Genomic DNA, 13,050 nt, shown 5'->3' on the forward strand with positions numbered 1-13,050 from the left:
ACCGGGTGCGCGTCAACGCCCAGCTCATCGACGCGGAATCAGGCGCGCATCTGTGGGCCGAACGCTTCGAGGAGGACCTTGCCGATTTGTTCAAGCTGCAAGATCAAGTGGTGGGGCGATTGGCCAATAGCCTGGGGAGCGAACTCGTCAAGGCGGAAGCGGAAAAGGGCGCCCATTCCAAAAATCCCGATGTGATTGATCTTACTATGCGGGGATGGGCCTTGTATTGGCAGGGGCTGTCGAAGCCCACAAAGGACGATAATGATGCGGTGCGGGCCTTGTTCGAACAGGCGCTCAAGATCGACCCGAACGACGCCGATGCGCTTGCGGGCGAAGCAGCTTCCTATGACTTCGAACATCTTTATTTTCCCAACCCGGAAACCGATTACGATGCGAAAGTGATCGGTCCGGCTGACCGGGCTATCGCGCTCGCTCCCGAAAACATGCGGGCGTATCGGACGAAGAGCGCTTACCTGGTCTTGTCGCGCCGCTTTGATGAGTCTCTCAGAACTGCTGACGCCGGTCTCGCCATCAATGCGAATTATGCCTCGCTATATGGAGTGCGAAGCAACGCGAAATCTTCTCTCGGTCAGTTCGAACAAGCGATATCCGATGCGCAACAAGCGATGCGGTTGAGTCCACGCGATCCGTTAATCGGCCTGTTCCATGTCGAGTTGGGCGATGCGGAACTTGGCCTAGGGCATTTCGACGCTGCTATCGACGAATACCACAACGCGACCGACTCCGGTTTTCGCCCTTTCTTCGCGCACACGAATTTGGCCGCCGCTTATGCGCTCGAAGGAAAAATGGACGAGGCGAAGTCCGCCTTGGCGGAAGCCCGCCGCCTCAATCCCCAGATCACAGTGAAATGGATGATCGCGCATACGCCGAATTTGCCGCCTGTGTTCGAAGGCCTGCGCAAGCTGGGTCTGCCGGAGGAGTAATGTAGGAGCGCCGACATGCGGCCACCACCTCTAACGGGCCGCCCTAACTCACGCGTTCAAGGCCGCGGTCTGCTACGACCGCAAAACGTCGACTCCCGCCCTCCGGAGCGCCCAAGCCACGGTCACTCGCCGGCGCCTTCATGAACGAGGGCGAAGACGGCCGCTGGCTCAGCGAAGCCCCGGATCGACCACTGGCCCAAGGGCTCGACGGGCAGCATCTCGCCCAAGGCGGCGGCGGTGGCCTCGTCAATGATCACCTGGCCGTCGACGGCCGACGAACAGAGGCGAGAGGCGAGGTTCACCACCGGACCAATCGCGGTGTAGTCAATCCGACCCTCGTAGCCGATCCGCCCGACGGTCGCCTCGCCCGTGGCGATCCCGATCCCGAATCCGATTTCGTGGCCGCGCGTCCGCCACCGCTGAAGGATCTCTTGCACCGCGCGCTGCATGTCCATCGCCATGCGGGCCGCAACCGTCGCGGGGTCGGGACGAGGGATCGGCGCATTCAAGAGCAGCATGACTCCGTCGCCCATGTAAGCGGTCAGCGTTGCGCCGTACTTAACGATGATCTCCCCGAGGGCCCGATGGTATTCGGCCAGCAGTCCCATGACCTCGTCGGGCGCCGCATGAGCGGAAAACGCGGTGAACCCGCGCAGGTCGCAGAAGATCACGGTGACGACGGCGCGGTGAGAATCGAGCAACCGTTCATGCCCCGGGCTCTCGACAAGCTCCGCGATCTGCGGCGAAAGGAATCGCTTGAGGCGGTTGATCCGCTCGGACCGCTCCTGCGAGAGCGCCAATTGGCCCGCCATCGTGTTGAAGCGCTCGGCGAGACGCTCCAACTCGTCGCCCGTCCTCATCTCGATCCGGGTGCCGAACTCTCCCGCGCCGATATGACTCGCTCCGTCCTCGAGCGCCTTGATCGGTCCAATCATTCGCCGCGCGAGCCCGTAAGCGAGCGCCGCAGCGAAGGCCACGCCGGCCAGCAGCAGGAGCGCAGTGCGCCAGAGGGCCGCGCGGATCGGCTGGTAGGCCTCAGCCGCCGGCAAGGCGACGAGCGCCGTCCAATCGGGGCCTTCGATCCGTTTGGCGGCGGCCGAGACCGCGCGGCCCTCCGTGTCGGCGCCGGCGACAAGACCGCCGCCGCGTTCGGCAGCCGCAACTTGCAGGGCGCGCAGCGGGGCGGCCGCTGGATTGTCCTTGCCGCGCAGGACCAGACTGATGTCCGGATGCGCGACGAGCTCTCTGGAACGGTCCAGCACGAAGGCCTGTCCGGTCTGGCCGACGTGGATCGCGGAGATGACGTCCCAAATGAACTTCAGATTGATCTCGGCGATCGTGACGCCCGCGCTCTGGCGTGCCCCGGCGACAGCCACGGTCATGAAGGGTTCGGAGCCGCGATGCAGTGTGACCGGCCCCCACCAGAGACGCTGAGCCCGCGCGCCGAGAAAAGCGGGATCGGCGGAATGATCGACCTCGCTCATTTCGACATCGGGATCGGTGCGCGACACGCGAAGGCGCTCACGGCCGTCGCCGTCGACAAGAACCGCATCGACGATTGCGGGCGTCTGGCGCATCAGGCGGAACATGTCGATGCGGTGTCGCTCGTCCAGGCCCTCGCCCCAAGGCGCCTGGACGGTCCAATTCATCTGGCTGGGAATGCCGTCGAGGAACTCCTGAATGCGCGCGGCCGCTGCGTCCGCTTCCGCTCGCAACTGCAAGTCCAGCGTATGCCGTTGGTCGAGATAACCGAACCACGCTTCGCTCGCGCCGCTGGCACGGAGCGGCAGGACGACCGCCGCGACCAGAACCGCAAAAACCTTTTGAAACAGCGGTCGGCGAAGACGGGCGGCTGGCGAAGGTCCAGCGTTCGCATTCATTCAATCACGTCGTCCGAACGTTCCAGAACCGTCTCTGGAATCTCCAGTCCCCGTTCGTGAGCCGCTTTGAGATTGACCGTAAAGTGATATCGCGTCGGCAATTCGAGCGGCAGGTCTCCTGCCTTCGCGCCGTGCAGGACCCGGTCCGCGAGGTCGGCCGCGCGATCGATTTCGTCCTCATCGTCAGGCCCATAGGCGAGGAGGCCGCCGAGGTGCGAGAGAAAGCCATATTCCTCCATGTCGGGCACACGGTGCGCCGAGGCGTACTGGAAGACCAGATCGTCGCTGGGGATAGTCAGGCCGTCCGCGACGACAAAAATGGCGTCGGGCGGGTCGTTGCTCATTCTGTACAAGGCGGCTTGGAAGCTTTCGGGCGAGCGAAGCGGCAACAACTCCGTTTCGAGCCCGAGTTTCTTCGCCTCGGCCTGGACCGCATTGCAGCGCATCTGCATGGCCAGATCGCCTTCGTTCCAGAGCATCGCGACCTTGTGCACGTTGGGCGCCGCCTCCTTGAGCAGTTGGAGGCGCTTGGCCGCCAGGACTGTCGAAACCTGCGAAACGCCGGTGATGCGTCCGCCGGGATGCGAGACGCTTCGAACCAGGCCCGTCTCTACCGGATCCCCGGCGTGGAGGACGACGATCGGGACGTCAGGCGCCTTGTCGAGCGCCGCGACCGCAGCCGGATAAGAGCAAGCGATGACGAGGTCGAGCTGTCCACCCGCCATTTCTGCAGCGATGCGGTGGAGACCGGCGCCGTCGCTGTATGTCGGCCGACGATCGAATTGGATTGTCTTTCCTTCAGAATAGCCGCGCTTCGCCAGGGCCTGCTCAAGGCCTGGGCCCATGCGGCTGCAAGTGAAGAGGCCTACTCGGTAGACCTTGGCCGGGGACTGCGCGTGCGCTGCCCAGGCGAGAATTCCCGTCAGGAGGAAAAGCGGGAAGAAAAGTCGAAACGACATACATCGCCTCCTTATCGGCAGGCGCACGGTCGTCAGGCCGATCGGCTCGACGTCGTCCGCCGATACCGCCTCGTCGCGCGATTGTCTTCCGATTTCGCAGGGCCCGCAATGCGATTCTGGCGGGCCCGGCGGCGCGCCGGCCTCAAAGAGGGAAGTTATCCGCGCCCTCGAATCGGGCATGAATCAGACGTTGGATGACGGCAAAAATGAACGCGGTCGAAAGGCCGAACATTAACATTCCGCACACTGCTTCAAAGTGTCCCAGCAGCTTCCAGCGCGCCGGCAAGATGACGTCGGAACCCACAGTCGTGTAGCTGCCAGCCGATGAATAAATGGCCGCGCTGAGATCGGCGACCGCGCGAGATGTATCGAGGGCAAACGCCCACAGTGCGATCTCAGCGAGATGCCCGCCGAGCGCAAGCAGCGTTGTGCTCATGATGAATGTCATATTCACCCAGAGCCGCACGCCAAGCACGCCGCGCTCCAGATTGCGGCGCAAAGCCATGACGATGGTGTGGACCACGAAGCAAATGACGATCGTGCCCAAGGTGACCGCAAATCCCACAAGCAAAGAGCTAAAGATGTGGCTCGGCATGATCTCGCCCGCTCATGAGGCGCACGATGGCGCGGCTTGCGCATGATCCTTGATTTGTTCGCTATACGATAGCTGAGACCGGCGCGCAGCGTCGGCTTCTTCATCCCTCCCTTCCGCCTCATGGAAAAGCGAACGCCCAGGGCGGTGAAACGCTTTCGCCCACGGAACGGCGCTGGCGGCAGACGAGCGGAACCCGCCTCACGCCGGCGGCGGCCGAAGGCCCCATTTGTCCGCAAGCGCCAGACACTCGGCGACCGCCGAGACGCCTTCGGTGGTGGAGACCGCGCGCATGGAGGCCGCGGCCGAGCTGTGCGCGAGCCTCAGGCAGTCTGCGATCGCCCATCCCTCGTGCAGCCCGTAGATCATGCCTGCCGCGAACGCGTCCCCGGCCCCGTTGACGCCGGCGACCGCGCTCGCCGGCATGGCGACCGAGCCGAGCGTCGCGAAAGTTCCGTCCCGCCCGCGCGCGACGGCGCCCTCGGGAAAATGGGCGACGACCCAGCGCATCGCTCCGCGTTCGAGCGCGACGGCGATCGCCCGCCCGACCGCCACGACGTCGGTCGTTCCGTCGGCGCGACGCGTCGCGACCCCGGCGAGCGCGCCGATCTCGAAGTCGTTGACGATGAGAAAGTCGAGATGCGGCAGACACGGACAGGCAAGCTCGGCGAGCCGCTCGGCCGAAGTGGTCATCAGCTCGAGGTTGGTCGTAAGCCCCGCGCGTCTCGCCGCCTGCAGCACGGCGACCCAGCCGTTCGCATGGGCGCGCCAGGGAACGTCCATCGCCGCATGCGCTCCCGGCAGGCCGAGATGGAGAATGCGCGCCTTGCTCGAGGAAAAATCGAAATGATCGGGCGACAGGGCCGCCGCGACGCCGGCATGAAAGAAGTGGGTGCGCCGGCCGGTGTCAAGCACGTTGATCGCGTCGACGCTCATCGTCGCGCCGCCCGGAAGCGCCTTCAGGCCCGCGCACGCCACCCCGCGGGCCTCGCACTCGCCGATGAGGAAGCGGCCGAGGTCGTCGTCGCCCACAACGCCCATCGCCTCGACCGGAAAGGCCGGATCGAGCCGTTTGAGGTCGTTCGCCATGTTGTAGCCGGACCCTCCGCCCTGGCGGTCGATCCTGACGACTTCGGTGACGGTGTCCTGCTCAGGCCAGCGGACGATCGACTTGTTGAAGTCGACGCAGAACGATCCGGCGGAGAGCACCCCCCTGCGCGCGCTCATCTCGATTTAACCATGCAACAGGACGGCTTCGGTGATCTCGCGGTCGTCAGCGAAGGCGCGCGTGGGCTTCAGCCCCTTGCGCCCGAGCGCGTCGTGATAGTCCTCGACCGCCTCGCACGGCGTCAGCGCGCCGTCGGACACGGCACGCATCAGCCGCACGATGTCGAGCGGCGATTCCGCCAGATTGATCTTGCGCCCGAACAGGGCGACCCGCGCCCCGTATTTCTGCGCCTGGTAGATGAGTTCGAAGCAGTCGCGCGTCGTCCCGGCTCCGCCGCCGAGGACGCCGACCACGAGGCTGGGATCGTAGGAAGCCAGTTCGTCGAGCGCCTTCGGGCCGTTGTAGGCGATCTTGAGGAATTTTGGCCGCTCGGCCTCGGTGAGGCCGGCGAGGCAGCGCACGATCGCGTCGTTGACGAAGGCCGGAACCGATTCCGAATCGAGGTTCGTATCGACGTTGGGATTGAACACCTCGAGAAAATACGAGAAGCCGTTCGCGGCCGCATCCTCGCGGAACGACCGGAACGCCTCGAGCGAGGCATGGTCGGCGTCGAGGTCGTTGGTGAAGGTGATCGAATAGAGGCCGAGGTCGGTCAGCGCTTTGACGCGCGCGAGCGAGGCGGTCCGGAATGGCCGCGACGGATGATGATGGTGGGTCGCGCCGCGATGGCGCCAGACGTCGGTCGTGTCGTTGGCGCGAATCGCAGGCTTCACCCCCGATCCCGCGAAGGCGTTGCGCTCGACGAGCTTCTCCAGGTTGCTGACCGAGGTCAGCATGACATCGACCACGTCCTGGCCGATCACCGCCTCGATCGACTTGAGAAACTCTTCTCGGGTCTGCAGGCGCGGGGGCGAACCTTCCGGCAGGCGCGCCGGTCCCATCGCATGCAGACCCGGACCCATGTCCGGGTCCTTGGCGTCCGCGATGATGAAATCCGTGCGCTTGTCCGCGCCGGCGCGGATTCGCGCAAGCTTGTCGTCGAGACGAGTCATTCGGGCCCTCCCGCCTTTCGGCGTCTGCCGACTATAATCGGGCGACGCGGCGAGGCAACGGGGACAAAGGCTAGCGCGACGCGGCGCAAGACGCTAGGAAACCATACTTCCGGCGATCCTCGCCGGAAAAAAGCCGCATCGATCCCAGGATCTCCATGGCCGAACGCCTCCGCATTCTCCTCGTCGGCGCGTCCGGCGTCCTCGGGCGGGCCGTCGCCGCCGAACTCGCGCTCCGGCACGAGATCGTGACCGCCGGGTCGAAATCGGGCGAGATCCGCATCGACATCGCCGATCCTTCGAGCATCGAGGCGGGCCTGACCGCGGCCGGCGCGCTCGATGCCGTCGTCTGCGCGGCGGGGGCGGTGAATTTCGCGCCGCTCGCGACGATCAGGCCGGCGCGCATCGATCAGTCGTCGTACGGTCTCGGTCTCACCGACAAGCTGATGGGGCAGGTCAATCTGACGCTCGCGGCGCGCGACCGTCTCCGCGCCGGCGGCTCGATCACCCTCATCGCCGGGGTCCTGTCGCAGACGCCGATCGCCGCGGGGTCTTCGGCGAGCATGGTCAACGCCGCGATCGAGGCGTTCGTCATGGCGGCGGCAATCGAGATGCCGCTCGGCCTGCGCATCAACGCGGTGAGCCCCACGGTGTTCGAGGAATCGATGGCCGACTACGGACCGTTCTTCCGCGGCTTCGACCCCGTGCCAGTCGCCCGCGCCGCCCGCGCCTTCAGCCGCAGCGTCGAGGGGCTCGAGACCGGCAAGACCTACCGGGTGACCTGACCGTTCGATGAAAGCGTTCTTCGTCTACGTTGCGCTCGCGGCGCTCACCCTCGCCGTGTTCGCCGTCTGGCCGGATCTCGACCTTGCCGTCGCGCATCGCTTCTACGACGGCGGCGGCTTCGCCGGCCACGACGCGCTCGACAAGTTCGGCCGCGACGTCTTCCGCGTGACGCCCTTCGTCGTGCTGGCGGCCTACGCCGTCCTGTGGCTGGCAAAACGCCTCGGCCGCTGGCGGCGCTGGGCCCCGAGCGGACGGGCGATGATCTTCCTCATCGCGACGCTTGCGATCGGCCCGGGACTCGTCGTCAATTTGAGCCTCAAGGACCATTGGCACCGCCCGCGGCCCTATCAGACCCAGGACTTTAACGGGCCCGACGCCTTCAAGCCCTGGTACGACGATCAGGGCGGGTGCAGGAGGAACTGCTCGTTCGTCTCCGGCGAGGCGGCGACCGGGTTCTGGATGGTCGCCCCCGCGAGCGTGCTGCCGCCGCCGTGGCGGGGACCGGCGATCGTCGCCGCCTTCGCCTTCGGCGTGTGCGCCAGCCTATTGCGCATGGCGTTCGGCGGCCATTACCTCTCCGACGTGCTGCTCGGCGGCCTCGTCACCCTGATCATCATCGAGATCGCTCGCATGCTCCTGTGGCCGCGCGGCAGAGATCCTTCCGAATCGGCGCCGGACGTCTCCGCCGCCGGCGGCGGCGGCCGGACGGCGGCCGAGGTCGTGGAAGCGGCGCTGGCGGCCCGGCTCCCCGCTAAGCCTTTGGCCTGAAGCGCTTGGGATTGCGCGCGTCCACGGCGCGGCTATAAGTCGGCGCGACGACGGACGGTTCCAAAGAAACCGCTCGCCGAGTCATGGCCGGGCTCGTCCCGGCCATCCACGCGGTTCCGCTCCTCCTTTCGCCGCTCAGCTCTCGCGATCAGGCGGCGCATGGTAAACAGCGCAGCGGTGTCGGTCCTACCGCCTGCCGTCCGTCGCTGGCTCCCGGGCCCGAGGACGTGGATGGCCGGGACAAGCCCGGCCATGACAGCGTCAAATTCCCACCGCCTTGCGAAGCGAGTCCGTCCATGTCCACCCCCAAGCCCAAGATCAAGCGCGTCGTCCTCGCCTATTCCGGCGGCCTGGACACCTCGATCATCCTGAAGTGGCTGCAGGAGACCTACAACGCGGAAGTGGTCACCTTCACCGCCGACCTCGGGCAGGGCGGGGAGCTGGAGCCGGCGCGCAAGAAGGCCGAGATGCTCGGCATCAAGCCCGAGCACATCTTCATCGAGGACCTGCGCGAGGAGTTCGTGCGCGACTACGTGTTCCCGATGTTTCGCGCCAACGCGCAGTACGAGGGCCTCTATCTGCTCGGCACCTCGATCGCCCGGCCCCTGATCGCCAAGCGCCTGGTCGAGATCGCGCGAGAGACCGGCGCCGACGCCATTTCCCACGGCGCGACCGGCAAGGGCAACGACCAGGTGCGGTTCGAGCTCTCGGCCTATGCGCTCGAGCCGGACATCAAGATCATCGCGCCGTGGCGCGAGTGGAGCTTCGCCTCGCGCACCGCCCTCATCGACTTCGCCGAGAAGCACCAGATCCCGATCGCCAAGGACAAGCGCGGCGAGGCCCCCTTCTCCACCGACGCCAACCTCTTGCACACCTCGTCCGAGGGCAAGGTGCTCGAGGATCCGGCCGAGGAGACGCCCGGATACGTCTATTCGCGCACGATCGACCCGGAAGCCGCGCCCGACAAGCCGACCGTGATCGAGATCGGCTTCGAGAAGGGCGATCCGGTCAGCATCAACGGCGTGCCCATGAGCCCGGCGACCCTGCTCGCCGCCCTCAACACATACGGCCATGACAACGGCATCGGCCGCCTCGACCTGGTCGAGAACCGCTTCGTCGGCATGAAGTCGCGCGGCATGTACGAGACGCCCGGCGGCGCGATCCTGCTCGTCGCCCACCGCGCCATCGAGTCGATCACGCTCGACCGCGGCGCGGCGCACCTGAAGGACGAGCTCTTGCCGAAATACGCCGAGCTCATCTACAACGGCTTCTGGTTCGCGCCCGAGCGCGAGCTCCTGCAGACGCTGATCGACAAGAGCCAGGGGCTGGTGACGGGGCGGGTGCGGTTGAAGCTCTATAAAGGGGGCGCCTATGTCGTCGGCCGCGACAGCCCCCACTCGCTCTACGATCAGGATCTCGTCACCTTCGAGGAAGGCGCGGTCGCCTACGACCACAACGACGCGGCCGGCTTCATCAAGCTCAACGCCTTGCGGCTGAGGACGCTGGCGAAGCGGCGGAAGAAGGCGGCGAAGGGGTGACGAGCAGCGGGTCCTGTCTCAGTCTGAATTGCGCCTTTCGGGCGGGAACCGCGCCTGCAAGGGGTCGCCTCGGGAAGGACCGGAGTGCGGGCGACAGCGGTCGCTCAATTGCCAGCGCGAAATCGCCTTCACCCCTCTTGCGAACCGGCGGCTTCTGCGCGTTGCTTACAATCGGACCATGAAAACTTTCCGTGATCGTCGCTATCCCCGTAACGATATGGCGCGCAGCGCCGTATACCTGCCGAGGCGCGCTCGCCTGCAAACCGACGGAGGCCTGCATCATGATAGCACGGCGATTTTTTGTGATGAATGCGGCGCTGACCGCCGCGGCCGGCTTACTCTGGCGAACAGCCCCCTCTCGGGCCACAGACTCGTTCGAGGTCACGCACACCGACGATGAATGGCGCAAGCTCCTGACGCCCGACCAATTCGTCGTGCTCCGCCAAGCCGGAACCGAGCGGCCCTTCACCAGCCCCTTGCTGCATGAGCAACGTCGCGGCCTCTTCGCCTGCGCGGGATGCGATCTCGACGCATTCTCGTCGACGACGAAGTTCGACAGCGGCACTGGGTGGCCGAGCTTCTGGGCGCCGATCGACAAGGCGGTTGGAACGACCGAAGACAAATCATTCGGGATGGTCAGAACCGCCGTCCATTGCAGCCGCTGCGGCGGCCACCTCGGGCATGTCTTCGACGACGGTCCGAAGCCGACGGGCCTTCGCTACTGCATGAACGGCGTGGCGATGACGTTCAAGCCGGCGACGGCCTGAAGAGCCAAAGGGTCGACCGCAATGATCCTGTTTCTGCTCGCCTATTTGGGCGGGGTGCTCACGATCGTCAGCCCCTGCATTTTGCCGGTGCTGCCTTTCGTCTTTGCCCGGGCCGACCAGCCGTTTTTGCGCAGCGGCCTGCCCATGCTCGTAGGGATGGCGGCGACGTTCGCCGTCGTCGCCAGCCTGGCCGCAGTCGCGGGCGGCTGGGCCGTCCAGGCGAACGCGTTCGGCAGGTGGGCGGCTCTTGCTCTATTGGCCGCTTTCGGGTTGACGCTCGTATTTCCCGGCCTGTCCGATCATTTGACCCGGCCGCTGGTGGCCCTCGGCGGCCGCCTGTCCGGGTCGGCGGATCGCGGCGCCTCGGCGCAGAAATCGACGCTTGCTCCCTCCCTGTTGCTGGGAGTCGCGACAGGTCTGCTCTGGGCGCCCTGCGCAGGGCCGGTGCTCGGCCTCATCCTCACGGGCGCCGCGCTGCAAGGGGCCAATGCGGGGACCAGCCTCTTGTTGTTGGCCTACGCGGCGGGAGCGGCGACCTCGCTGGCGCTAGCGTTGTTGGTCGGAGGCCGGGTCTTCGCGGCGATGAAGCGCTCGCTGGGGGTCGGGGAATGGATCCGGCGAGGGGTCGGCGTCGCTGTGCTTGCGGGCGTGGCCGCAATCGCACTGGGTCTCGATACCGGGTTTCTCTCTCGCATCTCTTACGCGAGCACGTCTTCACTCGAGCAGAATCTTCTGGACGGCTTGCACCCAACGCTAGTCCCGGCGCCGCGATCCTCGGTGGTGGCGACCGATGGCCCCGCCATGGCGGCCGCCAATTCGGCGCCGGGCGACGAAAACCCCGCCATGATGATGAAAGAAAAGCCGACGGAGCCCAGCGTGGTCATGAACGGCGGCCCGGCGATGATGTCGGCGAATCCGGGGACGGCGGGCGACAATCCGGCCATGATGATGAAGGCGAAACCGAGCTTGGCGATGGAGACCCTCCCCGTCGAAGGCGCCGCGCCCTCGCTTTCCGGCGCGGTCGAGTGGCTGAATTCGCCACCGCTGACCATGGACGCCCTCAAGGGCAAAGTCGTGCTCGTCGATTTCTGGACCTACTCGTGCATCAATTGTTTGCGGGCAATCCCCTACGTTCGCGCTTGGGCCGAGAAGTACCGGGATCAGGGACTCGTGGTTATCGGCGTGCACGCGCCCGAATTTGCCTTTGAGAAGAACGTCGACAACGTGCGCAAGGCGACCGCCGATCTCGGAATCGACTATCCGGTGGCGATCGACAACAACTATGCGATCTGGCGCGCGTTCGACAACGATTATTGGCCGGCGCACTATTTCATCGACGCTGAAGGCCGTATTCGCCACCATCATTTCGGCGAAGGCGACTATGACGGTTCGGAGCGCGTGATCCAGCAGTTGCTCGCCGAAGCCGGGAAAACCGACGTTTCGTCAAGCATCGTCGCCGTGCACGCGTCCGGGGCGGAGGCGGCGGCGGACGTGGAGGACGTGCAATCGCCCGAGACCTATGTCGGCTATTCGCGAGCGGAGAACTTCGTTTCGCCGGGCGGCGCTGTCCCCGACGCTCGTCACCTCTATGACGTTCCGGCGCTCCGCCTCAACGACTGGGGCGTTGCAGGCGCGTGGACGATCGGCAAGGAAAGCGCCGCTCTCAATGAAAAGGGCGGCAGCATCGCCTACCGGTTTCATGCGCGCGATCTTCATCTCGTTATGGGCCCCGGACCTGACGGTTCGCCAGTCCATTTCCGGGTGACGATAGACGGGACCGCGCCGGGGGAGAGTCACGGCGCCGATACCGATGCCGAGGGCATGGGCGTCGTCGAGCGACAGCGGCTCTATCAGCTCGTCAGGCAAGGCGGCGCTGGCGGCGACCACACGTTCATGATCGAGTTTCTCGATCCAGGCGTGCAAGTCTTTGCGTTCACATTCGGCTGAAACCGGAGTTCAAAATGAACCTGTCGTCCAAGGCCGGAATGCACCGAAAAACATTCGCTGCCGCGGTAGCCCTTCAAAGCGCTTTCGCCCTTGCGCTGCAGCGCGATTGGCTAAGAGCGACATCGCAAAGCCCACGGCATGCAACGGAGAAAGGCGACACCTCCCGTCGAGCGGACCTGCTCTGTTCGGGGTCGCTGTCGCGATCGTCCGACGACACCGCATTTTATTGCGGAATATCAGAATCCGTGATAGCCTTCCGAAGAATAGAAGCCGGCGCGCGACCCGTGAGTCCCTATTGTGCTGACATTTTACGTGGTTTCTTCGGAGGGCGCTCCGGCGCGCACGGGGTAGTGTCCTTCGAGACGCTCGCGTTTCGGGCTCCTCATGACCAGGCGGTAGGTGAAGCGCGCCCATTCTTGGCGTTGCATCGGCTCGGAAAATCCTCCGCAACGTGTTGAAATGCCTCGAAACGGGCTCGGGCCTGCTCAGCAGCGAGCGACAGCGCCGGCGCGCGCTGGCCGCCCCAGTAAACCGCAAAAAGCGCTTCGCCTGCTCGAATTCACCAGTCGATCGAAACGCCCTTCGCCGCCGCCGCCGCCGCGACGAATTTTTGGGTCTGTCCGAAGGCGTCGCGCAGCGGCCGGGCGCTGGC

Annotated in this window: 11 protein-coding genes; 6 read left to right on the forward strand and 5 right to left on the reverse strand. The window is 65.5% G+C overall.

Annotated features, from left to right (window positions below; translation table 11 throughout):
* A partial coding sequence (locus ACLP25_RS25540) for a tetratricopeptide repeat protein (protein WP_442471918.1) occupies nt 1-944 on the forward strand: 944 nt, incomplete at its 5' end.
* 122 nt (nt 945-1,066) lie between these two features.
* Here ACLP25_RS25540 and ACLP25_RS25545 read toward each other — a convergent pair.
* The 5 genes from ACLP25_RS25545 to ACLP25_RS25565 form a co-directional block, all read right to left on the reverse strand.
* Nucleotides 1,067-2,824 (reverse strand): adenylate/guanylate cyclase domain-containing protein, encoded by a 1,758-nt coding sequence (locus ACLP25_RS25545; protein ID WP_442471919.1) that lies wholly within the window; start codon nt 2,822-2,824, stop codon nt 1,067-1,069.
* A complete protein-coding gene (locus ACLP25_RS25550) occupies nt 2,821-3,783 on the reverse strand; it encodes an ABC transporter substrate-binding protein (protein ID WP_442471920.1) in 963 nt (320 codons plus the stop codon). The genes ACLP25_RS25545 and ACLP25_RS25550 overlap by 4 nt, the downstream gene beginning before the upstream one ends.
* A gap of 142 nt (nt 3,784-3,925) precedes the next feature.
* Nucleotides 3,926-4,378 (reverse strand): hypothetical protein, encoded by a 453-nt coding sequence (locus ACLP25_RS25555; protein ID WP_442471921.1) that lies wholly within the window; start codon nt 4,376-4,378, stop codon nt 3,926-3,928.
* 198 nt (nt 4,379-4,576) lie between these two features.
* Nucleotides 4,577-5,602, reverse strand: a complete 1,026-nt coding sequence (locus ACLP25_RS25560) for a carbohydrate kinase family protein (RefSeq protein ID WP_442471922.1) — start codon at nt 5,600-5,602, stop codon at nt 4,577-4,579.
* A gap of 6 nt (nt 5,603-5,608) precedes the next feature.
* Nucleotides 5,609-6,595, reverse strand: a complete 987-nt coding sequence (locus tag ACLP25_RS25565) for a hypothetical protein (protein WP_442471923.1) — start codon at nt 6,593-6,595, stop codon at nt 5,609-5,611.
* A gap of 155 nt (nt 6,596-6,750) precedes the next feature.
* Between ACLP25_RS25565 and ACLP25_RS25570 the strand changes: the two genes are divergently transcribed.
* From ACLP25_RS25570 to ACLP25_RS25590, 5 genes are all read left to right on the forward strand, one after another.
* Nucleotides 6,751-7,377 (forward strand): short chain dehydrogenase, encoded by a 627-nt coding sequence (locus ACLP25_RS25570; protein ID WP_442471924.1) that lies wholly within the window; start codon nt 6,751-6,753, stop codon nt 7,375-7,377.
* A gap of 7 nt (nt 7,378-7,384) precedes the next feature.
* Nucleotides 7,385-8,146, forward strand: a complete 762-nt coding sequence (locus ACLP25_RS25575; RefSeq protein ID WP_442471925.1) for a phosphatase PAP2 family protein — start codon at nt 7,385-7,387, stop codon at nt 8,144-8,146.
* A gap of 296 nt (nt 8,147-8,442) precedes the next feature.
* Entirely contained in the window at nt 8,443-9,684 is a 1,242-nt protein-coding gene (locus tag ACLP25_RS25580) for an argininosuccinate synthase (RefSeq protein ID WP_442471926.1), read from the forward strand.
* A gap of 281 nt (nt 9,685-9,965) precedes the next feature.
* Nucleotides 9,966-10,451 carry a peptide-methionine (R)-S-oxide reductase MsrB gene (gene msrB, locus ACLP25_RS25585; protein ID WP_442471927.1) on the forward strand — a complete coding sequence of 162 codons (486 nt, stop codon included), beginning with the start codon at nt 9,966-9,968 and terminating at the stop codon, nt 10,449-10,451.
* A gap of 21 nt (nt 10,452-10,472) precedes the next feature.
* Nucleotides 10,473-12,398, forward strand: a complete 1,926-nt coding sequence (locus ACLP25_RS25590; protein WP_442471928.1) for a cytochrome c biogenesis protein DipZ — start codon at nt 10,473-10,475, stop codon at nt 12,396-12,398.
* Nucleotides 12,399-13,050 lie beyond the last annotated feature (652 nt).

The organism is Roseiarcus sp. (assembly GCF_052145395.1).
Lineage (GTDB): Bacteria > Pseudomonadota > Alphaproteobacteria > Rhizobiales > Beijerinckiaceae > Roseiarcus.